Genomic DNA, 22,956 nt, shown 5'->3' on the forward strand with positions numbered 1-22,956 from the left:
GGTATATCAATGACCAAATGGTTTTGTCATTTAATTGTTGTGCTGATCCTTTTAAGCTATTAAAGCAGAGATTATGATATAGATTTATTGAACATTTATAAATAATCTATGAAAAACAGTATTCTAATTCTCTTAACGATAGTTCTTTTTATTGCGTGTAAAGATGAGCAAAAAAAACATGCTGATACCATAAATATAACAAGTCCAAAATATGAAACGTATAATTATGTTGGATTTACAAAAGAAGAAATTTATGGATTCCATAAACGTATTTATGAAGGAGGTAATTGGACAGAATATGGCGATCTGGAACGATATTATTATTTAAACTTCTCCGAAATAAAAGAACACTCGCGGATACTTAGGTCAGATGTACCAAAAATACTAGAAGAAACACCTAGAGATGACATAAAAAACTTTATTACACCAACAGATTTAAAAAAAGGCGGTGGACTATCATTAAATGATTATGTACAACAAGTAGAAGTGAATGGGTTAATTATAATTCATAAAGGCAAAATCGTCTTTGAAGGTTATCCGAGAATGTTCCCAGCTGATCTACATATTAATATGATAATAACCCAAGTTTTTGTGAGTACTTCAATAGCCATTTTAGAGGATAACCATTTAATCGATACGAACCAACCTATTGATTACTACTTTGATGCCCTTAAAGGTTCTGGCTGGGAAGGAGTTCCAGTAATCGATATTCTTTCTATGAGCTCCGGAATTGATCGTGTACCATTAGAGAACTATGAGGTTAGTTTTGATCCTATTAAAGATTTAGCTACTGCAAAATCATCCAAACCTTCTGGAACAGAGCACCAATTTAGCAATGCCGATGCTATGATATTAACATTACTAGTTGAAAAAATTAGTGGACGTACCTTTCGCGATTTTGTAGCACAGGAAATATGGAAAAAGATAGGAGCAGAATCTAGTGCCCTTTTAGGTATCAATAAAAATGGAACTTCTATTTCATATGCGGATGGTATGTCTACTACACTTAGAGATCTTGCTAGGTTTGGTCTTGCTTTTACGCCTAGTGGTAGAAAGAGCGCAAACCCAATGATTTCTGATGCGCACTTATTTAAAATCCGAGATGTTAATAAAAACCTCAATAAGTCAAAGGATCCAGAAGAAAAGAAATATAGTAGTTATCAATGGGGTGCAGTGTACGAGGATGGTGATTTTTATAAAGGTGCCCATGGCGGTCAAGGTCTTTATGTATCTCCTTCTAAAGATTTGGTTATTGCATTTTATGGAACATCAAATACTGATCGCCAGAGGAATCAACTGGATGTCATTTCGCGAAAGCTTTCCAAATCCGGACTGTTTGACCTTTAATAAAAAAACGTATAACAGATAGTGTCTCAATTATTTAAGCTTTAGTAATTTATTAAAAGAAGAAACATGAATACAACGAAGTTATTAATATTATTATGTGTCATTTCGATACAAGCCATTTTTGCGCAAAAAAATAATGTAAATGGAAATTCACAAATAGTGAAAGGATCACCCTTAGTATCACCACAAATACAAGTAATACCAATAAAAGACTCTATAAATAACAGACAATATGAGCTTTATATAGAATTGCCTGAAGATTATTCTGATAATACTAATAAGACTTATCCTGTCCTTTATTATACAGATGCTGTGTGGCATCGCGAAATACTATCTGCTTGCCAAGAATACATTCTTGAAGATGTTATTCTAGTTGGAATTTCTTGGCAATTAGATATCAATGAAGATCTAAAAAAAGAGAGAGGAGCGCATGTGAGTAGGTTTCGTGATTACTCGATAAGCAAACACAGCAATCCAGAAATTCAAGCAAAATACCAAATGGGTCAAGCCAAAACACATTTAGGCTTTATTCGCGATAATATCATTAAATATGTCGAAAATACCTATCGTTCTGACCCAAATAGTCTTACGTATTTTGGGTATTCACTGAGTGGTGAATTTGGTGCATATATACTAATGACTCAACCTGATACCTTTAACAATTACATTATTGGTAGTCCAACGATTAAAGATGAAGTTGATTATTTATCTAAACTTAATGCTGAATTTGGACCTTTTGAGACGTCAAATAGAAACTCGAGTCTGAATGCTAATGTTTTTATTTCTTATGGTTCCTTAGAAAAAGAGATAGAACCCATCGACACATTTGTTAAATTATTAAAGGATAGAAGAGATGGCGGTTTGGCCGTATTAAAAGAAGTGATTGATGGTACTCATGGAACTGCATTCCCTACAACAGCAATTCGCAGCGCCACTTGGTTGTCATCAATAATTAGTCCTATTTCAAGTGATAATTATGACGTCTCATTCTGGGATATGGCGCATCTCAATAATGCATTTGTTACTACAACTCCAGAAGATAGAAAAGACGGGATATTAGTGGATACATTAGCTGTGAATACTAAGGATCGAAACGCAATTCTTACGCTTTCTCAGGAGATTTTTGAAGGCACACATGGAAGCTATGACGCAGTCTTGGTTTCTCACAAAAACAAATTAGTTTTTGAATCTTATTATAAAAAAGGGCGTATCAACGTGCCTCATGGACAAGCATCAGCAGTAAAAGCGTATACCAGTTTGGTTTTAGGTAGAGCTATTCAAATGGGGTACTTATCCATGGAAGATCTAAATAAACCATTGATTAGTTTTCTCAAAAATATCGATCCTAAAAAATTTGCTAAAGGAGCTGAAAAAATCACACTTCATAAAGCATTGACTATGCAAGGAGGATTGACTATAGATAGAGATGCATGGAAAGATATCGAGAATGATTCAGTTCGATTAAAAGGTCAGGGACTGGTTCAGACGCTTCTAGAGCAAAGCGAACCAATAACTTCGGAGTCTCAGACATATTTGTATGGTAATTTTAATCCAATGTTAGTAATGATGGTAATTGACGCTGTTGTCCCTGGAACCGCTGAAGACTTTATTAGAAAAGAGCTACTAGACAAACTTGGGATTACAAATTATAAATGGTCAACTCATATTAGCGGCATACCAGAAGCGGGATGGCGTGCAAGTATCATGTCTCGCGACATGATAAAATTGGGTAATTTAGTCCTAAATAAAGGTAAATTAAACGGCGAACAGCTTATTTCTGTAGACTATCTTGACAAAGCCACCAGTGGCATTGTGAAACCCACACAAGATTGGATGCCTAAAGATTATCGGTATGGATATTTTTGGTATCAAACACTGGTACAGGTAGGTGATAACAGTTATGATGCTTCATTTGCTTGGGGAGGCGGAGGACAACGGGTAATAGTAATAGAAGAACTTGATCTAACCATTGTAATATCTGGTCACGATAGTGAAGATAAAATAATGACTCCAATTTCTGAAATTATTATACCATCGTTTGTTACGCAATAACTCCTAAAATTGGTTCCTAAGCTTTAGGAGATAGAAGCGAAGCAAGAATACATATGCTTCGGATAATTATATGTTAATTCAAATACTGCTCTAGGTGTTTTATCTGAAATGATTAAAAAGAATAAAAGAGTTACATTATTTTTGCAGTCTATATACGTTGCATAAATCCTGAAGTTTTGTTAGATAAAAGACAGCAATTACCCCAAGAACAATTAATAGATACAGATTATTTCATTTACTGTTTAGAAGCGGTGGATGATATAGAAACAGGCAAGATTACCGAAGCACAAGAAAAATTAGACAAATTAACTTCGCAATATGGGGTAGCTAGTATTTATAAAACATGCGACACCATTGAAGGTTTAGAAGATAGTTTAAATGCATTGGTATTGGATGATCATTATTTTAAAAATTATGAAATAATCTACTTTGTTATAAAGGGTGAAGCAAATAGTATTTGTCTAAATGACTATTATTATAGTCTACAGGAAATTGCAGAAATTTTTGAAGGAAGATTACAAGGAAAAATTTTACATTTTTCAAATGCAAAAGTGCTGGATTTAAACGAGGAAGAAGCACAATATTTTTTGGATATTACCGGTGCAAAAGGTGTTTCCGGGTATGGAAATGAATGTAATGGACTAACTAGTTCTAATCTTGATATCGCATTCTTTAACTTATTTAAAGAAGATGAGAATATGCTAGATGTTGTAGAAGAGTTGCATCAAAGACATTATAAGGCCTGTAAACTACTTGATTTTAGATTGTATTACTAAATTACAGTCTTATGAATGTTAATGAAATTTAATTCTTTTTTAGAGAATAAGCCAAATGGGGAATTAGGATTTTTCGATTAGAAATATCAGTAAAATTACCTTCAATTGCAGATAGATTTATTTGCTTATGATATATCTATTGGCAATGATGATTCGTCTGAATTACCCTGAATTTGAAAGGAAGTGAATTTATGACAACTCCCTTGCGATTGGTTGGGAGGAGCGTTCCCGCAATCTATTGCAACGAATGTATATATGTGATTATCAGTCAAATTGATTTGCTTTGGCGAACCTTCTGGACATCCAGACCCTTGCCATTGACTATTTAAAGTACCGTGATCTTTCCATACGCCATCATTAACGGTATGATCATAAGTCCACAAGCGAACTGATTTTCTTTGATTATGACAATTACTGACAACTAATTTACTAGCTCTTGTTATTGTTGGAGGTGTTGTAGTTGGTGCTTCCACATCAAAATCAGGTTTTTTACACAAGTCATCGCTAAATACCTTGTTTTGAGCTATCCACTTACTATGTCCTCTAATCTTAAAACAATGTTCTTTAGTCTTTGCGGATGTAGTACTTTTTATGTCGAACTCATAGCTGGTTTTGTTTCCATCTAATACAATTGGATCGTAATCTGAGCTACTACCACCATCAATAAGAATGTATTGTTTTGTTAAGTCTGAAGTAGTTGAATTGGTCCATGACAATTTTCCTTTAATTCTTTGAACATAATGCCATTTCCAAGGCTTATATAAAGGTGATTGAATATATTTTTCTTCCCACTCGAAATTAGAAAGTATAAGATTAATAGCTTTCTTAGGTTTAGTTTTTAAAATTCTCCATTTCTGAATATCGGCACCAGTAAATGAGCTCATTACTAAGGTCCCTCCAGAACTAAAATCTAAGGGCTCTATGACCATTTTTTTACCAAAATGAGCACTTTGAATATAATACGTATCTGCCTCACCCGAAACAGGTATTATTTTCCATATTTGTTTATGTGCTTGTACTGAAGATGTCGAAAGATCCGTTATTACAGGGATGGTAGCGTCATCAATTTCACGTTTGGCTTCGATAGAGAAAACAAAATTTTTAAATATTTTTTTATTGCTAGTTGGTTTATCAGGAGCCACAACTTCAGCTGTAGGTGACTGTACCAAATCCGGTCTTTGCATTCCAGAACCCGAAGATTCTTTAGGATCACTATCCTTGACTACCATAGAACGCGTTTTAACTGATAAATAAAAATCAGAACTTATACTGCTATTATTGTACGCCATAATATAACGTGCATCTTCACCATACTTTTCCGGAGTATTATTTTTACTAAATCGAAACATCTGCGCTCTACCATAATTTATAGAATACGGCCAAACATGTGTCCCATTTGCTTTAACATCATGCTGTACATCCATGACCAGACCAGTCTTAACGTTTTGAATATAGACCCAACCTGAACCCCAATTTTGTGAAAATGTATTTATTGAAGCAAAAAATAAAAACAACAGTAAATATTGAGCTTTTGTAGTTAATTGACATGTTTTCATTCTTTCTTTTTTGTGAGTTAGTAAGTAAACAAAGAACTAACAATGAAAAAGAAGTATCAATAGTGAAAACACTAATAAAGTAGGGGTATATAACCCATTAATAGAACGAAAGATCTGCATGGTTTCCTTATACAACATAGTTCATTAAAAGCTTTCTAACAAAATTGAAGATTCACGAACTCCTCTAATACAATAAAAATTATCTTCTTTCCATGTGGTTTGTAAGCGTGTCATGTTCACCAAGACGGTACATCGCAATTCTTCAAAACAAAAATAATGTTGCTTATGTTTTGCTTTCACAAATTTTATCTACCCATTTTGTATGCCAACATCGTGATGTGAGTAGGAAGCTGAGTCTAAACCTTAGACATTTACAGCATATTAATATAAAAACAGTCAATATGAAAAATTACATCCTATTAGTAGCGATGCTTCTTACAATTCAATTTATAAATGCGCAACCTAAAACTAATGAAGATGTGAATACATCAGTTATTAATTTAGTTATTCTTAATGATAACGGAGATGTTTTATTAAAAAAAGCAACAATCGGTTGGATAACAATAGGTGCATTTTATGAGAAAAGACATACTATAAATGAAGTTATCGACAGTATCTCTAATAAATATGGAGTTTCCATTACAAAACCAAACCTTAAAGGTGTTTTTACTTATAAATTTGACTTTAATAATGCTGTAAGTGTACGACAGCTGTATGTTGCTAAATCTACCACTAACGATTTGCCAACAAATAAAAATGTAGAATTCCGTTGGGCTCCAAAAGATGAGGCTATAGAAAAATTTAAAAGCACCATTCCATCTTTAGGCGAAATGATAGCACAAGTTATAGAGTATCCTCAAGTGGTTTGGGGTGGCTCTTTTTTAATTAAACAAGAAAACGAAAAAAAGACTTCTATTATAACAGAGGATTTTTATCCAATAAGTGACGCTTCCACATACAGGGAATCATCACATAATGCTTTAGTAGTAGAAACACTTCAAAAGTATATGGAAGGTAGTTCTTATAATAAGAGAGAAATGTTACTAAGTGCCTTTGCAGACAATGCTACACTATATCTAACAAATAGAGATGGAGATTTCAAAAGATATTCTCCAAGTGAATACGCTGATTTTTTTAAAAACGCAGAAAAAGGAAAGTTCAATGGGAGGGAAGCTAAAGTTTTAAAGGTTAGCGTTACAAATGACATTGCAACCGCAAAAGTTGAAATTGCAGGTCCTAATAGAGCGTGGGTATATATTGATTTGTTCTTGCTTAAAAAGTTTAAAAATGATTGGAAAATTATTAGTAAAACAGCAACAAGGGTAGGTAACATAGCCAAGAATGCTGTATTATTTGTTGTTTCTAACGCTCATTATTATGCAAATACAGACATCCCTACGGGAAACAGTTTTTCTGAAATTATAAATGCATATGACGTTTTCAAAAAAGCAAATTATAAGATCGATTTTGTGAGTCCAAAAGGAGGTGCGGTGCCATTAGCCTATATCAATACATCAGATGAGATGAGTAAAAAATATCTATATGACACTCAATTTATGAATGCATTGAAGAACACAAAATCACCTTTAGAAATTGATGCTTCACAATATAGGGCTGTTCAGTATATCGGTGGAGGAGCCGCTATGTTTGGGGTTCCAGAAAACAAAGAAATTCAAAGGATAGCCATGGATATTTACGAAAAGCATAACGGAATTATATCTTCAGTTTGTCATGGTACAGCTGGCATAGTTAATTTAAAGACAAAAGATGGGAAATATATAGTTGATGGTAAAAGAGTAAGTGGTTATCCTGATGATTATGAAAATAAAGATGCACCGTATTTTAAAACATTTCCTTTTTTAATCAAAAAAACAATTGAAGAAAGAGGAGGCGATTTTAAATTCTCTGAACGAGGAAAATTTACTTTAGAGACGGACGGACGTTTAGTTACTGGACAAAATTTTCAATCTTCAAAGCCTGTATCTTTAAAAATTATAGAATTAATAGACGCAATGAAAAAATAGCGTACGTTTTTGCTACTTCTAAAGTTTTCTAACAACGATTCTTTATCTACTAAAACTAAAGGATAAATTACAAAGCGAATTGAAATACGCTTTGTAATTTATTTTCGTACAATTTAAATCTCTCCTAATACCTTCATACAAAAATCATAATCTGCATCAGAGTCATAGTGATTATGACAGTACCAATGGAGATAACCATCAGGCCAAACAGATTGTTCTGCTCTACCACCATGAATAGATTTTTGATCAGTTTTACTAAGAACGGTACCGAAAATTTTTATTTTTTTCATTATTAAACAGTATAAATTAATTTTTTAGTGAACATTTTAAAGACACTCACAGTGTATGTCTATTTTTCGTGTTGTTCCCAAAACGAATAAAATGTTACCCAATAAATTAAATTATATTATTCTAATTTTGAATCTTGAGTATCTACTTGTCGAAGGGTCACTTTGCTTGAGTCAAAAGCTTTTACCAAAGACAAATCTTCTTTGATTTTTTTCTTCTCAAATGTTTCTTCTACTGCAGTAATGGAACACTTTTTATTCGACCCGACGTGATCCCTGAGCTTGTCGAATGGGCAGAAGGGAAGCATAATGTGTGTGGAATGACTTAAAAAACTATTATTTAGGTATTAGTCGATACTTAATTTGTGTTTTTTATGAGCTAAAATAAATTTTTAGTTATTCAAATAATAAGGGGTAATCCCTGTCAAAAATATAGTGAAAAGCCCCATGATAATGAGGAGATTCACTGTTGATTGCTAAATAATCTAATTATAATTTTATTCTCGTAATAATTATAAAAATGAATACATAGGTATTCAAAGGTTTATGGAATCAACCAGCTACAGATAGCCTGGTAAATTTATCGAAATAAGACTTCATTATTAACAAAATAAAACCAATAAATTATGTCAGAAACAATTGTAGAACAATTAGATATACGTCAAAACAATGATAGTGGACCCATTATCATTAGTTTAAATGCACAAAACGGAAGCGTACAAATAGGTGATTCATCAACTTCAGGAGAACTACTTATCAATGATAATAATGGTAATACTATATTGACCATATCAGCAGCAAACGGTACAGCTACACTAGGAGGACATGGTAAAGATGGTGATATTTCAGTTAAAGATAGAAATAACCAGACTGTACTAAATTTTACTGGACATAATGCCTTATTACGAGTTGGTGCAGAAGAAAATGAAGGTGATATAGAGGTATATGACGGTGTTGGAAGAAGAGTATTTCAGTTCGATGGTAATTACGCTGTTTTGCGTGTTGGTGCAGAAGGAAACGAAGGTGACATTATCGTAAAAGATGGATCTAATAGAGAAGTATTTCATGTTGATGGCAATAATGCCATACTAAGAGTAGGTTCAACAGGTAATGAAGGAGATATCAGCGTAAGAGATGCCGAAAACAGAGAGGTATTTCATATGGATGGTGAATATGCTGTGTTACGTATTGGAGCATCAGGAAATGAAGGTGACCTTATTGTAAAAGATGGATCAAATAGAGAGGTATTTCATGTCGACGGTAATAACGCAATACTCAGAATAGGATCAAATGGTAATGAAGGAGATATCAGCGTAAGAGACGGGTCAAATAGAGAAGTTTTTCATATGGATGGAAATCATGCTGTACTTCGTATTGGTGTTGCTGGAAATGAAGGTGATTTGATTGTGAGAGATGCAGAAAACAGAGAGGTTTTTCACATGGATGGAAATCACGCTGTACTTCGCGTTGGTGCCAATGGTAATGAAGGTGATATCATTGTTAGAAATGGATCTGGTGATGAAGTCATTCATTTAAATGGTGATAATGGTGATATCATTATGAGAAATGCAGATTTTGCAGAAGATTTTGATATTAATGCCACTAAAAATGCGCTGCCTGGATATGTAATGGTTTTAGGACAAGATGGAACACTAGAACCATGTGTAAAAGCCTACGATAATACGACTGTTGGCGTAATCTCTGGCGCAGGCTCTTATAAACCAGGAATTATCATGGATAAACAGGAGGGTATCGACAACAGACTGCCAATTGCCATGATGGGAAAAGTATTCTGTATGATAGATGCGGATCAAGGTGCTGTAAGTATTGGAGACCTATTAACTACATCAAATACTTCTGGTCATGCCATGAAAGTACAAAGTATTGAAAAAGGCTTTGGTTCAGTAATAGGTAAAGCATTGCAGCCATTAGATAGTGGTAAAGGAATGATACCGATTTTGGTTTCATTACAATAAGATATAATCAAACTTAAAACAATAAAAAATGGCTTCTTTAAAAAGTTTATTGAATTGTATTGGTGTTGACACTAACAGAAATATAAGTGTGTTGAGAGATGTATTGGGATATACTGAGGGCATAGTACCAGCGGATCCTTCTGGAGTAACGGCGACAGAATCTCTTTTAGAGTTTATGAATGATGCTAAAGGTAATCACTTTCATATCAATGTTATAGATGTGGGGTTAGATAATTTTAGCAGTAATGAACGTTATAAAGTTGATTATTCAATATACAGAACACGACGCATATTTAGAACCGTTAACCTTGGTTTAGGTCGTATTGAAAGATATGTTATAACATCTGCAGAGGCTAATGGAAGAGATGATATTGGTTCAGAAGGTGAAGCAACAGACTTAACTCAGGAGTGGACAGTTCCTAATAATGGTATGGATGTTTTTATGGTGGATAATATATCTGCTGATTTTGTCGGAATATCCAATATAAACGGACCATGTGATAAGGATGCAAAAGGAAGAAATGGTGTGATAGGCGGGGAGGTCAATAGAGGTTCTGAGTTTGTAGCAAAAACATTTGCCCACGAAATAGCCCATTATCTAGGGCTTAGTCATAATCATGGAAGCAACTGTCCTAGTTCGGTTTCTGGACAAAATAATTTGATGGCTCAAACAAGATGTAGAAATAACGACGTAAGAGATGCTGTTCTTTTAACAGTTAGTCAAGGTAATGACATGAGGGATCATTGTTTCGTGAAAAATGGGTGCTAATCTTTTAACAATTTAATTATGAATTCAGGATATATTGATATTGATGCCTTTGGCTCTCAAGTAAAAGAAAAAGAACTTATTGCAATCATACAAAACCGCAAAGAAGATCAAGGAAGACAATTAGCGTTTAAAACATTGGTTCAAAGAAAAAGCAAGAAAATGCAAAAATTATCTATTGAAGTGCTTAACAATCCTTTGTATGATAGGCGGATGAAATTGATTGCTGCTAATTTTCTTGGTAAAAACACCTCTAAAGATGGAATAAAAAGTCTTTGCAAAGAATTAAGAAATGCTGAAAATAAGCAATTAAAATCAAGAGTACTTAGATCAATAGGTGAAATTGGTGATTTGGCTACGATTATGGAAATAGAAGGTATTAAGTCTAGAGACGCTTCATTTGCACGATCATTAATTGCATACAGACATGGAATAAAAGGATATGCTTTACCTACAGCTAAAACAAAAAGTTTCTCCAAGCGATCAAAGCACACAGAAATGAGTTCAATTACCATTACACCAGCAAGAGAAAATGAGTTGAACAAAATGATCGAAACGCAACTGGATATTTTAGGTGAGTTCAGGATTCCAAAACTTAAATTGAATTGTGCAGGAAATGACCTGTACTTGATGCAATCTGATAAAATAACAAACAAACACCTGTCAATCAAACTATTGTTAGGACCTAGTATTCCAATGAAGGTTTTTTCGGTTGGTGACTGTCCACGTAGAGTAGTACTTTCTTACTATGTTATGACAACACCAATACCAGGAAAGGAGAATGAAATTAATGTGCAATTGATTACACCGTCAGGAAGAAAAGCGTATTATGGAGAAGTCTCTGTTAACGGAAAAGAATTAAATTTTTCTCTCGGAACAGTAGAAGATTCTATATTTCCAGCAACTCAAATAAATGGCAATTTTAATATAAATAAAGATGAATTTGATTTCACCTCTTTACTTAGTAACATAAAACTAGATGATAAAAAGCGTAGAATACCAAAAAGAATAATTTAATTCATATTTAATTGAAAGAATGTAAGGTTTAGAGGAAACGTTGGCAAACCGGCCTCAAAAAACTTTGGTAAAAACACAAGCTATACTAATTGCTCCGGTGGTGGAATTAGTATAGCTGCGAGATGATGTTGCTGGATAGCGGTAGTTATTAAGATTAACAAAATGTTGTAAATGCTTATGCGGTAACGTCACGAGAACTGCGATATCACAATTATTCTAAAAAAACAATCGAGCGTTTGGCAGCCCAGCAGCATCAGCTCGCTAATAATTATAAAGATTCTCAATCTTTGTAATTATTCCGTACATAACGGCTAATTATAGATACAAATGAATTAACGCAACGAAACGTTCCTATTAAATAAGTTTAATGACCCAAGTAGCTAATATTACTATGAAATAGAATTACTGTTGGATATTTTATATAATATAACATTATAGCTACAATTAAAAGTGTACTATAATGTACTTGCGTTATGTATTACCCTGAGCTTGTCGAAGGGTCACTTTGCTTTGGTAAAAGCAAAGTTTTCTTGCACTACATATTCTTCAAAAGTTTTCTAACGAAATGTTTCTTTAAAAAAAGTAATGGAACACTTTTTATGCGAGCCGACGGCAGGAGGGGAGTATAATGTGTGTGGAATGGGAATATAAAATAGACCATAAATATTAACTATAATTATGTGTTAAGATGTTATAATTGATTAAATCCTTGTTTTTTACTAAAATTGCATTAATATTTACTCATTAAAATATTTGTTCTCTAGCTATATTTGTAATTGATAATAAGGTTAAAGTGTAAGTATTTTGAATTTAGAAATAGATATATCCTATTTGAGTAAAAATATATTAATTACAGGAATTACGGACGCAATAGATAAATTTACTGCTATTAAGCTTGCTACTATATTAAATTCATATCATTTTTTATCTAAAAAAACAGCCAATGCAAAACTACATATATCTATTAATAGTACTTGCATTTAGTTCTTGTAAGGATAGCAATGAGCTAAAAAAAATTACAACAGAAAAAGAACCAATAAAAATGAATAGAATAGAAAAAACGGCAGAAACATTCGCAACCGTTGATGAAGCGGTAGGTAATATTTCGTTTACAGCAAAAGGTAATTTAGTCTATAGTCACCATCCTTTTTTTGAACCTAATATTAGAGTGGTACACATGGATAAAGACACTAAAGAAATAACACCGTTTCCAAATATAGAATGGAATACACCTAGAGACACAGACGAAAACTATTTAAGCAACGTATTAGGTGTTAGAAACGATGAAAATGGTGTTGTTTGGATGATAGATATGGCGCAGCGGAATCCTGTAAAACCTAAAATTGTAGGTTGGAACACCAAAACCGATTCTTTAGAAAAAATTTACTATTTAGATGAATCTACCGTTAAACATTCGCAACCTAACGATATGGTTGTAGACACAAAACATGGTGCGTTTATTATAGCAGATGAAGGTATTGGTAATGGTGGAAATGGTAATAGTGGAGCTTTTATTGTAGTAGATATGAAAACTGGAAAAACCAGACGATTACTCGAAGGACACAGAACGACTAGACCTGAAAATAACCCAACAATTATTGACGGTAAAACATTGTCTATTGATGGTAATCCTTTATTAGTGGGTAACGACGGAATTACAGCAGATAAAAACTTTGAGTGGATTTATTACGGACCACTTAACGGTACTAAGATATATCGTATTAAGACTGTTGATCTATTAAACGAGCAACTTTCAGAAGAAGAATTAGATGCTAAAATTGAAACCTATTCAGACAAACCTAATAATGGAGGTATGAGTATTGACAAAGATGATAATATTTATATGACTGCTGTAGAGAGTAAGTCTATAGTTGTTATCTTGGCTAAAGACAGAAGTCTTGCAACCATAACAAGTGATGACAATATGGTATGGCCAGATGGTGTAAGTTACAATACAGTTGATGGTTATATGTATGTTTCGGCAGCACAAGTGAATCTTGGTGCAGCTTTTAATGACGGAGAAAATAAGGCAACAAAACCTTTTTATATATTTAGATTTAAACCAATAATAGAAGGTGCAGCCTTTAGGTAAAAATCACTAGTAAATATGAATGAAAAAAATCTATTAATTTTAGCTTTAATCGCAATTTTGTGTTTTTCTTGTGAAGAAAAAAACAAAAAGCAACAAGATAGCCAGGTAAACCTAACCACAGAAAAAAGTGAGCCATCTGATGCTAAAACCATTGAAAATGACACTATCACAATATCAGAATCAAATTCTAAAATTGACAAATACGTATGTTACACTTCAGATGAAAATAAAACAAAGCGGATTTGGATTGGGTTTGATAAGGACAATAAAGCAGTTAAATTAAAATACGAAGGACAAAAAGAATCACTTGTTCTTAAACACAACAAAGAAGAATATATAGAAGGTGGCTCTCAACCCACAATAATTAATTACTACGATGAAATATATGAGGGTAAAGTAAATGGCAAATACACCGTTAAAAATTCTGGAAATTGGAGTTATGTAACGTACACTAGAGGTAAAGATGGGAAAGCGTTTAAGTTTACTATAGATCACAGTGCTAATCCTTATGGTAGTGAGCCTTGTTTTTAGTAAAAATAATTTAAGCTAAGAATAGTTTTCAACCACAAAGTCGCCCCAATTTGCAATAGATTGTATTAAAGGAATTAAGGTTTTACCAAAATCTGTTAGTGAGTATTCAACCTTTAAAGGTGGTTTTGAGGTATACACTTTTCTTTTAACTAAGCCATCTTCTTCCAAAGCTTTTAGTTGTAAGCTCAACGTTCTTTCAGTAACCGTTGGCATTAATTTTCTTAATTCATTATACCTTAATTTTTCATTCATTAAATGAAATAGAATAGCTGTTTTCCATTTCCCACCTATAAGTCCCATTGTAAGACTTGCACAACAAGGATATGCTTTACCTTTAAAAGTTAACATTGTAGATTCTAAATTTTTCATAAAATTATACTATTCTTTTTGATAGTTATTGCAAAGATATAATACCATACTTATATTTGCAACTATAAAAATTATAGTGACTAAAAGATACAAGAATATGAATGCAATGATTATTAATAAATATGGTTCTAACGCACTATTTGAATCTAAAGAAGTTGAAACACCAACAGCTAAAAGCGGTCAAGTATTAATAAAAATTTCTGCGTCAAGCATCAATACTGTTGATACAATGATTAAAAATATGGGTACCGATTTACCATTTTCACCTGCAACACCTGCAATATTAGGTATGGATTTTGCGGGTACCATTGAGCAATTAGGTGAAGGTGTCAATGAATTTTCTGTAGGAGATGAAGTTTACGGTTGCATAGGTGGTTTGGCTGATTTACAAGGAACTCTTGCCGAATATGTAGCTGCAGATAGTAAACTAATTGCTAGAAAACCAAAAAACTTAACCATGAAAGAAGCAGCTGCTATTCCTTTAGTTGGTATAACTGCTTACGAAGGTCTAATTCGTGCAAATGTATCTAAAGGTCAAAAAGTTTTAGTTCATGGAGGAACAGGTGGAGTTGGGCATTTAGCTGTGCAAATAGCCAAACATTTTGGAGCAGATGTATATGCAACAGGAGGAGCTGAGAAACAAATGGAAATCATCGAAAGTTATGGTGCAAAAGCCATAAATTATAAAACAGAAAACGTTGAAGATTATGTAAAAAAACATACTAATGGACTTGGATTTGATGTCGTATATGATTCTGTAGGTGGAGATAATATGTTGAAGTCTTTTGAAGCAACAGCACTAAATGGTCAAATAACAACTACAGTCTCTTTGTGTAATATAGATCTCTCTGCTATGCATTTCAAAGGATTATCGTTACACGTTGTATTTATGTTAATACCAATGTTACACGACTATAAAAGAGAACAACATGGAGAAATTTTACGACATATTGCTAAAATTGCCGAAGCTGGGGATTTAAAACCGCTACTAGACGAAAAACAATTTTCATTAAAAAATGTAGGTGACGCTTATGCAAGACTAGAAAGCAAAAATGCTATAGGAAAAGTAGTTGTTGAAAATTAAATAACTGCTATTCTTAAAATGATATAATGCAAAAAAGATAATTAAACAATGAAAATAATTTTAATCACAGGAAGCACAGACGGAATAGGTAAACTAACAGCTTTAAAGCTTGCAAAAGAAGGACATAAAGTCTATTTACACGGAAGAAGTTCAGATAAGTTAGCCAATACTATTTCAGAAATAAAAGAAGAGTCAGGAAATCAAAATATAGATGGTTTTGTAGCTGATTTTTCAGATATTAATGCTGTCAAACAAATGACAGAAGACGTTAAAGCTAAGGTTCCTAAACTAGATGTCTTGATAAATAACGCAGGGATCTTTAAAACATCAGCAGTAAGTAAATTTAAAGGCTTTGATATTCGGTTTGTTGTCAACTATTTAGCAGCTTATGCCTTAACAAATGGGATATTACAAGTATTACAAAACGGAGATCACACACGTATTGTTAATTTAAGTTCTGCGGCGCAATCACATGTTTCTGATGCAACATTAACAGGGGTAACGATGCATGTTGCTAGTGAGGCATATGCTCAAAGCAAATTAGCATTAACGATGTGGAGTTTCGCTTTCGCGAAAGCAAATCCGGAAATAATAACTATTGCAGTAAACCCGGGATCGTTATTGAATACTAAAATGGCGAAAGAAGCGTATGGTCAGCATTGGTCACCAGCAGAAAAAGGTGTAAATATTTTATACGATTTAGCCATGTCTAAAGATCATGAAAATGATTCAGGAAAATATTTTGACAATGACAAAGGTACTTTTGCTAAAGCACATCCAGATGCTTATGATGAAGGGCTAATCAATCGTTTGTTAACGACAACTGATAGTTTATTAGCCTAATTAGTTTTTAATACATATTGAATTTTTTCTAGTTTTAAAATGGATTTATTTAGTCAGTTTGATCACGTGGACAAAAACTATTTGCCTAAAGGTGGTATAGTTAATTACTATAGAAATATGATACCGCATGATAAAGCAACTAATTATTTAAAGCAATTACTAGAAAGTATTCAATGGGAAAATGACACCTATCACATAGCAGGAAAGAAGATTACAACCAATAGAAAAATAGCCTGGTATGGTAACACATCTTTTGAGCTAAACTATTCTAAAACAAAAAAGAAAGGATACCTTTGGACTAAAGTGCTTTTAGAATTAAAAGTAGAAATAGAACGCATAACCAATGAAACTTTTAACTCGTGTTTATTAAATCTGTATCATACAGGTGAAGATAGTTTAGGTTGGCATAGCGATAGTGAAAAAGGCGCTGTAGCATCACTGAGCCTTGGAGCTGCGCGAAAATTCGTATTCAAAAATAAAAGTACTAAAGAAAAAGTTGATTTTAATTTATCAAATGGTGATCTGTTAGTGATGAAAGGTGATACACAAGAAAACTGGCTTCACACAGTACCGCGCACAAAAAAAGTGAGCACTCCTAGAATAAATTTAACTTTTAGAACGATTAATTATTAATATTTTAATTTTTAAAATTATGAGTGATCTCTTGACCTATTCACTAACCGTCTTTATGGGATTTTTTGCTATAATGAATCCAATAGCCAACACACCTATTTTCATGGGACTTGTTGAAGGGGAAGATAAAACCTCTAAAAAGAAGATAGCTAAAATGGCTTCAATCACGGCGTTTATCATAGTAGTGGCTTTTACTATTTTAGGGAAGTACATCTTTGAGCTATTTGGAATCACAATTCCCGCTTTTAAAATAACAGGCGGCTTACTTATTTTTTATGTAGGTTTTGAAATGTTAATGTCAAAAAAATCAAAAATTCATGATAGTCAAGACCATGAAGATGAAAGTAGTATAGCCATTTCACCCTTAGCCATACCCATATTAGCAGGTCCAGGAACGATAGTAACAGCTATGAATTTTACAACTAATGCAACCTATACACATATCGGAATTATAATACTAGTTTTCGGTATTATGATAGCACTCACGTACATCACTTTTGTTTTAAGTGATTGGATTGTTAAAAAAGTAGGCAAAAATTTAATTGCAGTTATAGGAAAGCTTATGGGATTAATTCTAGCAATTATAGGAACAGGAATGATTACAGAGGGCATTAACCTAACATTCAAATAATACATGGCAAGAACCATATTCGAAAATATTGTCATTCAAAGATTTGAAGAAGCAACACTATTGGCTTTTTGCCAATACACGCCAATACGTTTTTTTGAAATTCTATATATCGAAAAAGGATCAGGAACAATTATTATTAATAATCACAGAGTAAAATATAGCGGTAACCAGTTATTTGTTTTAATTCCTAATGACCAATACAGCTTAGAAATTGAAACACCAACAACCATAACAGCCATAAAGTTTTTATATAGTTTCTTTAATAATGCTTTGATTGATGAAAACCTTTCTGAACGAAAAGAATGGTTTAAAAGAATAGAAACCATTTTTCACAGTGCTGATAGAACATCACATCTCAATTTACAATTTAAGACCGATGAAAGTAGCTTACACGCTTTATTCACCGTATTATGTAATGAATACAATGAAGAAAATTTAAAAAATGAAATTGTATTAAAATCTACGTTACTTACAATTTTGCATATCATTTCCAGAAATGTAAATTATGTATCTTCAAAAACATCTAGTTCTAAAATTCAGGATATCATTAATTATATCCATTACAATATTCATCATTCTGAAAAATTGACAACAACAGAATTAGCTAATCAATTTCACATTTCAGAAAACTACATAAGTCAATATTTTAAAAGTAAAATGAATATTGGTTTAAAAAAGTATATTCTTAATTACAAATTAAAATTAGCCGAAACCCGACTAAAATATACAGATTCTACTATTACCGAAATTGCTCAAGAATTAGGTTTTACAGACAGCAGCCATTTAGACAAAACCTTCCTTGCTTACAAAGGAATTACTACTAAAGCTTACCAAAATAGTCTAAAAACTACTTCATAATTTCATATTCCTTGTTTTTTACTAAAACCTCTTTTTTTCTTACAAAAAAGAACCTTGATTACTGTGGTAAATTTGTATCATAAATAAAAACCGTAGTTATAATGAGACAATCACAAGACGTATTTGAAAACCACATGAAGGCTGTAGATACACTAAATCCTTCAATGGTAGCAAAAGATTATAGTGAGGATGCAATTTTCATCACACCAGATAAAACGTATAAAGGAAAAGAAGAAATATTTAATTTTTATAAAGATTTTCTTCCAAATTTTGATGGTTTTAAATTCAAGACCATTAAGCAAGAAACAAACGATAATGTTGTGTATTTTGTTTGGAGTGGTAAAAACCAACATGTAGATATACAAATAGCAATGGACACTTACATTGTCGAAAACGGAAAAATAAAACAACACACATTTTTAGCAATAAATAATTAATTTAAAACTTAAAAGTCATGGATTACAAAAATTTTCAAACATTTACCGCAAAACAAAATGGCGGAATTTTAACAGTAGATATTAACTTTGGACCTGTAAACGTACAAGGACAAGAAATGCTTGCAGATTTAAGCAGTTTATGTCTTCGTTTAGAGCGCGATAGAAGTGTAAAAGTAGTCGTTTTTGAATCGTCAAATCCTGGATATTGGGTATGTCACTACGATACAAACTTACTAAGAGACATGTCTCAAGAAGCAGTATCAAGAAATGAAGTAAAACTATTAGACTTACAATCTGTTTTAGAAAGATTAAGCAATGTGCCACAAGCAACAATTGCAAAAATTGAAGGTTTTGCAAGAGGTGGTGGACACGAAATGGCATTAGCTTTAGACATGCGTTTTGCAGCTAGAGGAAAAGCGAAATTCATGCAAATGGAAGTTGGAATGGGAATCTTACCGTGTGGTGGTGGAGCATCTCGTATGGCAAGACAAACGGGCTTAGGAAAAGCACTAGAAATTATTTTAGGAGCAAGAGATTGGGATGCAGATGAAGCTGAAAAATTCGGAACCATAAACAAAGCATTAGATGCTGACGAATTAGGATCATATGTAGATGCATTAGCAGAACGTATTTCTAAATTCCCAGCAGAATCTATCGAAGCTTGTAAGCGTGCTGTTTACGCGTCTATCGATTTACCAATTGCTGAAGCTTTAAGTGAAGAAGCATACCAATTATTCCAAGCAACAAGTAAAACACCAGCAATTAAGCGTTTTACAATTGCAGATGAAAACGGAGCACAATTTGATCATGACAACCAGAAAAACTGGGAAAACATGTTAATGGACTTACAAGAAATCCAAAGAGATTAATCTGGTTAATAATTTAGATTGATTAATAGCAGAAAACGGATGTTTTTCATAGTAAAGACATTCGTTTTTAATAAAACATAATAAAAAACATAATAAAAATGAAACATAATAATGCACTCGTACAAGCCCGTGACCTTAGCTTACCTTCTCGTGAAGCTTCGCTAAAGCGCGACCCATCTGTCTCTCATTTTTGGATCAGCAATCGAAAACTACTTGAAGATGCTTGGGCAGAATGGGAAATTGAAAATAAAGACAATTTACTGGTTCCTGATGAAACGTTACTTGATCCAAAATTGAGAAAAGCTATTAACGACGCATGGGAAAACCCAGAAAAAGAAAATGCTGTTGCTGATTTATGGGAAGAAATTATCCCAGGAGTTTATGTCGCACAATTTTTTGACCTAGAACGTTTAGCAGATTTTCGTAATTATTTAGAGGATGTGGTAAATTCAGAAATTCCAAGACGTGCACCTTACGGAATTCAATTAAATCGCTATGGAATTATGCTAGATCCGCGTTCTGAAGGTCATTTGGCTGCACCTAATTTCCAAGATTTTTACAACACCATGATGGATCGCTTTATGCGTCCGATTGCACGCTTGTTATTAGGGACTTATGGTTATGACAACCAAACATTTGGCTTTTCTATACAGTACAATCCTGATAAGGATAAGGATTTACATGCGCACACTGATGCTTCAGCAGCAACGTTGAATATCAACATCAACTTACCTGATGAAGAATTTACAGGTTCACAAGTTGATTTTCATGACAAAACTACGGGAAAAACGATACAAACTATTTTTGAACCAGGTAAAGCCATAATTCACACTGGTAATGTGCCACACGCTACACACCCAATAACTAGTGGACAGCGTAGTAATTTGGTGGTATGGTTATACGGAGACCAAATGCAAATACCACGAGGAGGAGCAAATAGTTACGGTAGTGCTGGTAACGCTTCATCCTCAGTAGATGTAAGCGAAAATATCAGTCCACGTGAGCGTTGGAATGTGCCAGAAAGTCCTAAAGATACTTTTGCACCATTTTAAAAGAATAAATTTTACAATCGAATTTGTTAAAGTAACTTTATAGAATTGAAATAAGTGAGTAGGCAATACATTGTTATTGCTTACAACTTTTTTAGATCTTTAACTAAATAAAATCATTAAACCATGTACACAAAAAAGAATTACACTATTAAGCGCATGCTAAGTTGGACAAGAAGATACATCTTCATGTTTATATTACTATCTACAATTCCTGTGGTTCTTTATGAGGTTTTAGATTGGAAATGGCTGCACTTACCATGGTTACCAATAGGTCTTGTGGGTACAGCACTTGCATTTATAATTGGTTTTAAAAATAATGCCTCATATGGTAGACTATGGGAAGCTCGAAAAATATATGGTGGTATTGTCAACGCATCGCGTCTTTTGGCGACTATGGTCAATGATTTTATAACCAATGAATATGCTTTAAAAGATAGAACAGATGCTGAGTTTTTTGAAATAAAAAAATCTATGATAATGCGTCATGTGGCGTGGATGACCGCTTTACGTCACACACTTCGAGTGAAGAAACCTTGGGAGACAACTACAAATAATAAGTCTGACCAAGAAGTAATGAAGAAGCTACATATCCAAGAGTACGCGTTTACATTAGAAGAAGAGTTGAAAGATTATTTAAGTAAAGAGGAAAAGCAAGCTGTTTTAAGTAAAACGAATAAGCAAACCGCAGTATTAAATCTACAATCCAAAGCCATAAAAGAATTGAAACTAGATGGATTAATTGACGATTTCAGGCATGTGGAATTCAAAAATATGATTGGGGAGCTGTTCACTTTACAAGGAAAAGCCGAACGGATAAAAAACTTTCCATATCCAAGACAGTTTGCTACATTAAACTTATTCTTTGCTTGGATTTTTGTGGCTTTATTGCCATTTGGATTAATGAGTGAATTTGAAAAAATTGGAGAAACATTAAATGGTTCAAACCACACAGGAATTTTATTTCAATTTATTTCAGAAAACTTTGTATGGTTAACAATTCCGTTTAGTGTTGTAATATCTTGGATTTTCTTCACTATGGAACGTATTGGAGATGTTTCAGAAAACCCATTTGAAGGTATTGCTAATGACGTGCCAATAACAACAATCTCAAGAGGTATAGAAATAGACATTCGTGAGATGATTGGCGATGATAAAAATGAAATTCCTAAGCCTCATCCAGAATACGAACATACGCAGATGTAGAGTGACTTTTCTGGCCTCATAAAATTTTGGTTAAAACAATAGGAGAAATGAGCGTGAATATTTTAGGGGTTTGGTAATGTAGTTTCTTAAGAGTTTCGATTAGCAATAAATTTCAAAGCAATGTTAACGAGTTACAATATTTCCTGAAATATAGCGAATGAGCCGTTAATTGTTTCCAAAAGTTTATGCAGCCTTGAATTTTTGTTTCTTTTGTTTCAAGACAAAAGATAATGAAAGAAGAAAAAAAAGATTAATTGAAATTCTACGTATAACAAGTGCATAGAATTTTATTTTTCTTAAAATTTATGCTCTTGTGGCAAGCTTACGAGAATCGTCTAAAATTTTTTATTCCGTACATTTTATCGAATACGCGATTTATAATAAGTGCAAAAAGTTTAGCTTTTATTTTGGCGCTGGCAAGCGATGGATAATTGCGTTTTAAATAAATTGCAATAAGCAATTTGATTTTATAAAAGCAATCGAGCGTTTGGCAGCCCAGCAGCATCAGCTCGCTAATAATTATAAAGATTCTCAATCTTTGTAATTATTCCGT

The 22,956-nt window shown here is 33.1% G+C and carries 21 protein-coding genes; 18 read left to right on the plus strand and 3 right to left on the minus strand.

Going from position 1 to position 22,956, the window contains the following annotated elements; genetic code table 11:
- The first annotated feature begins 108 nt into the window (after window positions 1-108).
- From BMY33_RS02790 to BMY33_RS02800, 3 genes are all read left to right on the plus strand, one after another.
- Window positions 109-1,347 (plus strand): serine hydrolase domain-containing protein, encoded by a 1,239-nt coding sequence (locus BMY33_RS02790; RefSeq protein WP_091405248.1) that lies wholly within the window; start codon window positions 109-111, stop codon window positions 1,345-1,347.
- Between the two features lie 66 nt (window positions 1,348-1,413).
- Complete coding sequence (locus tag BMY33_RS02795) at window positions 1,414-3,399, plus strand: serine hydrolase (protein WP_091405249.1); 1,986 nt, start codon at window positions 1,414-1,416, stop codon at window positions 3,397-3,399.
- A gap of 176 nt (window positions 3,400-3,575) precedes the next feature.
- On the plus strand, window positions 3,576-4,175 hold the full coding sequence (locus BMY33_RS02800; protein WP_091405252.1) for a DUF6642 family protein: 600 nt from the start codon (window positions 3,576-3,578) through the stop codon (window positions 4,173-4,175).
- Between the two features lie 125 nt (window positions 4,176-4,300).
- On the opposite strand, the gene BMY33_RS02805 is transcribed toward BMY33_RS02800, so the two are convergent.
- Window positions 4,301-5,731, minus strand: coding sequence for an RICIN domain-containing protein (locus tag BMY33_RS02805; protein ID WP_091405254.1), 1,431 nt, complete (start codon window positions 5,729-5,731; stop codon window positions 4,301-4,303).
- A gap of 401 nt (window positions 5,732-6,132) precedes the next feature.
- Between BMY33_RS02805 and BMY33_RS02810 the strand changes: the two genes are divergently transcribed.
- Entirely contained in the window at window positions 6,133-7,755 is a 1,623-nt protein-coding gene (locus BMY33_RS02810; RefSeq protein WP_244542965.1) for a nuclear transport factor 2 family protein, read from the plus strand.
- 113 nt (window positions 7,756-7,868) lie between these two features.
- Here BMY33_RS02810 and BMY33_RS23340 read toward each other — a convergent pair whose 3' ends face one another.
- Window positions 7,869-8,045: a hypothetical protein gene (locus tag BMY33_RS23340; RefSeq protein WP_170836985.1), complete on the minus strand. Its 177-nt coding sequence runs from the start codon at window positions 8,043-8,045 to the stop codon at window positions 7,869-7,871.
- Between the two features lie 623 nt (window positions 8,046-8,668).
- Here BMY33_RS23340 and BMY33_RS02820 point away from each other — a divergent pair.
- The 5 genes from BMY33_RS02820 (at window position 8,669) to BMY33_RS02845 (ending at window position 14,424) form a co-directional block, all read left to right on the plus strand.
- Window positions 8,669-10,018 (plus strand): hypothetical protein, encoded by a 1,350-nt coding sequence (locus BMY33_RS02820; RefSeq protein WP_091405259.1) that lies wholly within the window; start codon window positions 8,669-8,671, stop codon window positions 10,016-10,018.
- Window positions 10,019-10,046: 28 nt separating this feature from the next.
- On the plus strand, window positions 10,047-10,787 hold the full coding sequence (locus tag BMY33_RS02825) for a reprolysin-like metallopeptidase (protein WP_091405260.1): 741 nt from the start codon (window positions 10,047-10,049) through the stop codon (window positions 10,785-10,787).
- 18 nt (window positions 10,788-10,805) lie between these two features.
- Window positions 10,806-11,801: a hypothetical protein gene (locus BMY33_RS02830; RefSeq protein WP_091405263.1), complete on the plus strand. Its 996-nt coding sequence runs from the start codon at window positions 10,806-10,808 to the stop codon at window positions 11,799-11,801.
- A gap of 943 nt (window positions 11,802-12,744) precedes the next feature.
- Window positions 12,745-13,893: a major royal jelly family protein gene (locus tag BMY33_RS02840; RefSeq protein ID WP_244542966.1), complete on the plus strand. Its 1,149-nt coding sequence runs from the start codon at window positions 12,745-12,747 to the stop codon at window positions 13,891-13,893.
- Between the two features lie 15 nt (window positions 13,894-13,908).
- A complete protein-coding gene (locus tag BMY33_RS02845) occupies window positions 13,909-14,424 on the plus strand; it encodes a hypothetical protein (protein WP_091405268.1) in 516 nt (171 codons plus the stop codon).
- A 15-nt stretch (window positions 14,425-14,439) separates the two neighbouring features.
- Here BMY33_RS02845 and BMY33_RS02850 read toward each other — a convergent pair whose 3' ends face one another.
- Window positions 14,440-14,772 carry a winged helix-turn-helix transcriptional regulator gene (locus tag BMY33_RS02850; protein ID WP_091406079.1) on the minus strand — a complete coding sequence of 111 codons (333 nt, stop codon included), beginning with the start codon at window positions 14,770-14,772 and terminating at the stop codon, window positions 14,440-14,442.
- A gap of 118 nt (window positions 14,773-14,890) precedes the next feature.
- Between BMY33_RS02850 and BMY33_RS02855 the strand changes: the two genes are divergently transcribed.
- The 9 genes from BMY33_RS02855 (at window position 14,891) to BMY33_RS02895 (ending at window position 22,403) form a co-directional block, all read left to right on the plus strand.
- Window positions 14,891-15,877: a zinc-dependent alcohol dehydrogenase family protein gene (locus tag BMY33_RS02855; protein ID WP_091405272.1), complete on the plus strand. Its 987-nt coding sequence runs from the start codon at window positions 14,891-14,893 to the stop codon at window positions 15,875-15,877.
- A 48-nt stretch (window positions 15,878-15,925) separates the two neighbouring features.
- On the plus strand, window positions 15,926-16,720 hold the full coding sequence (locus tag BMY33_RS02860; protein ID WP_091405275.1) for an SDR family NAD(P)-dependent oxidoreductase: 795 nt from the start codon (window positions 15,926-15,928) through the stop codon (window positions 16,718-16,720).
- Window positions 16,721-16,759: 39 nt separating this feature from the next.
- Window positions 16,760-17,353: an alpha-ketoglutarate-dependent dioxygenase AlkB family protein gene (locus tag BMY33_RS02865; protein ID WP_091405277.1), complete on the plus strand. Its 594-nt coding sequence runs from the start codon at window positions 16,760-16,762 to the stop codon at window positions 17,351-17,353.
- 19 nt (window positions 17,354-17,372) lie between these two features.
- Entirely contained in the window at window positions 17,373-17,984 is a 612-nt protein-coding gene (locus tag BMY33_RS02870) for a MarC family protein (protein ID WP_091405279.1), read from the plus strand.
- A 3-nt stretch (window positions 17,985-17,987) separates the two neighbouring features.
- Window positions 17,988-18,842 carry an AraC family transcriptional regulator gene (locus BMY33_RS02875; protein ID WP_091405282.1) on the plus strand — a complete coding sequence of 285 codons (855 nt, stop codon included), beginning with the start codon at window positions 17,988-17,990 and terminating at the stop codon, window positions 18,840-18,842.
- 101 nt (window positions 18,843-18,943) lie between these two features.
- On the plus strand, window positions 18,944-19,279 hold the full coding sequence (locus BMY33_RS02880) for a nuclear transport factor 2 family protein (protein ID WP_091405286.1): 336 nt from the start codon (window positions 18,944-18,946) through the stop codon (window positions 19,277-19,279).
- A 17-nt stretch (window positions 19,280-19,296) separates the two neighbouring features.
- Window positions 19,297-20,148, plus strand: coding sequence for an enoyl-CoA hydratase/isomerase family protein (locus tag BMY33_RS02885; RefSeq protein WP_091405290.1), 852 nt, complete (start codon window positions 19,297-19,299; stop codon window positions 20,146-20,148).
- 98 nt (window positions 20,149-20,246) lie between these two features.
- Entirely contained in the window at window positions 20,247-21,200 is a 954-nt protein-coding gene (locus BMY33_RS02890) for a 2OG-Fe(II) oxygenase (protein WP_091405293.1), read from the plus strand.
- Between the two features lie 123 nt (window positions 21,201-21,323).
- Window positions 21,324-22,403 carry a bestrophin family protein gene (locus BMY33_RS02895; protein ID WP_091405296.1) on the plus strand — a complete coding sequence of 360 codons (1,080 nt, stop codon included), beginning with the start codon at window positions 21,324-21,326 and terminating at the stop codon, window positions 22,401-22,403.
- Window positions 22,404-22,956 lie beyond the last annotated feature (553 nt).

It is taken from the genome of Aquimarina amphilecti, from assembly GCF_900109375.1.
Taxonomy (GTDB): Bacteria; Bacteroidota; Bacteroidia; order Flavobacteriales; family Flavobacteriaceae; genus Aquimarina; species Aquimarina amphilecti.

Bases quoted from the DNA above. Each gene is read 5' to 3' on its own strand.
- BMY33_RS02855 (WP_091405272.1), top strand. From the start codon at position 14,891: ATGAATGCAATGATTATTAATAAATATGGTTCTAACGCACTATTTGAA.
- BMY33_RS02825 (WP_091405260.1), top strand. From the start codon at position 10,047: ATGGCTTCTTTAAAAAGTTTATTGAATTGTATTGGTGTTGACACTAAC.
- BMY33_RS02805 (WP_091405254.1), bottom strand. From the start codon at position 5,731: ATGAAAACATGTCAATTAACTACAAAAGCTCAATATTTACTGTTGTTT.
- BMY33_RS02810 (WP_244542965.1), top strand. From the start codon at position 6,133: ATGAAAAATTACATCCTATTAGTAGCGATGCTTCTTACAATTCAATTT.
- BMY33_RS02830 (WP_091405263.1), top strand. From the start codon at position 10,806: ATGAATTCAGGATATATTGATATTGATGCCTTTGGCTCTCAAGTAAAA.
- BMY33_RS02870 (WP_091405279.1), top strand. From the start codon at position 17,373: ATGAGTGATCTCTTGACCTATTCACTAACCGTCTTTATGGGATTTTTT.
- BMY33_RS02795 (WP_091405249.1), top strand. From the start codon at position 1,414: ATGAATACAACGAAGTTATTAATATTATTATGTGTCATTTCGATACAA.
- BMY33_RS02865 (WP_091405277.1), top strand. From the start codon at position 16,760: ATGGATTTATTTAGTCAGTTTGATCACGTGGACAAAAACTATTTGCCT.
- BMY33_RS02820 (WP_091405259.1), top strand. From the start codon at position 8,669: ATGTCAGAAACAATTGTAGAACAATTAGATATACGTCAAAACAATGAT.
- BMY33_RS02840 (WP_244542966.1), top strand. From the start codon at position 12,745: ATGCAAAACTACATATATCTATTAATAGTACTTGCATTTAGTTCTTGT.
- BMY33_RS02880 (WP_091405286.1), top strand. From the start codon at position 18,944: ATGAGACAATCACAAGACGTATTTGAAAACCACATGAAGGCTGTAGAT.
- BMY33_RS02850 (WP_091406079.1), bottom strand. From the start codon at position 14,772: ATGTTAACTTTTAAAGGTAAAGCATATCCTTGTTGTGCAAGTCTTACA.
- BMY33_RS02890 (WP_091405293.1), top strand. From the start codon at position 20,247: ATGAAACATAATAATGCACTCGTACAAGCCCGTGACCTTAGCTTACCT.
- BMY33_RS02895 (WP_091405296.1), top strand. From the start codon at position 21,324: ATGTACACAAAAAAGAATTACACTATTAAGCGCATGCTAAGTTGGACA.
- BMY33_RS02860 (WP_091405275.1), top strand. From the start codon at position 15,926: ATGAAAATAATTTTAATCACAGGAAGCACAGACGGAATAGGTAAACTA.
- BMY33_RS02885 (WP_091405290.1), top strand. From the start codon at position 19,297: ATGGATTACAAAAATTTTCAAACATTTACCGCAAAACAAAATGGCGGA.
- BMY33_RS02790 (WP_091405248.1), top strand. From the start codon at position 109: ATGAAAAACAGTATTCTAATTCTCTTAACGATAGTTCTTTTTATTGCG.
- BMY33_RS02845 (WP_091405268.1), top strand. From the start codon at position 13,909: ATGAATGAAAAAAATCTATTAATTTTAGCTTTAATCGCAATTTTGTGT.
- BMY33_RS02875 (WP_091405282.1), top strand. From the start codon at position 17,988: ATGGCAAGAACCATATTCGAAAATATTGTCATTCAAAGATTTGAAGAA.
- BMY33_RS23340 (WP_170836985.1), bottom strand. From the start codon at position 8,045: ATGAAAAAAATAAAAATTTTCGGTACCGTTCTTAGTAAAACTGATCAA.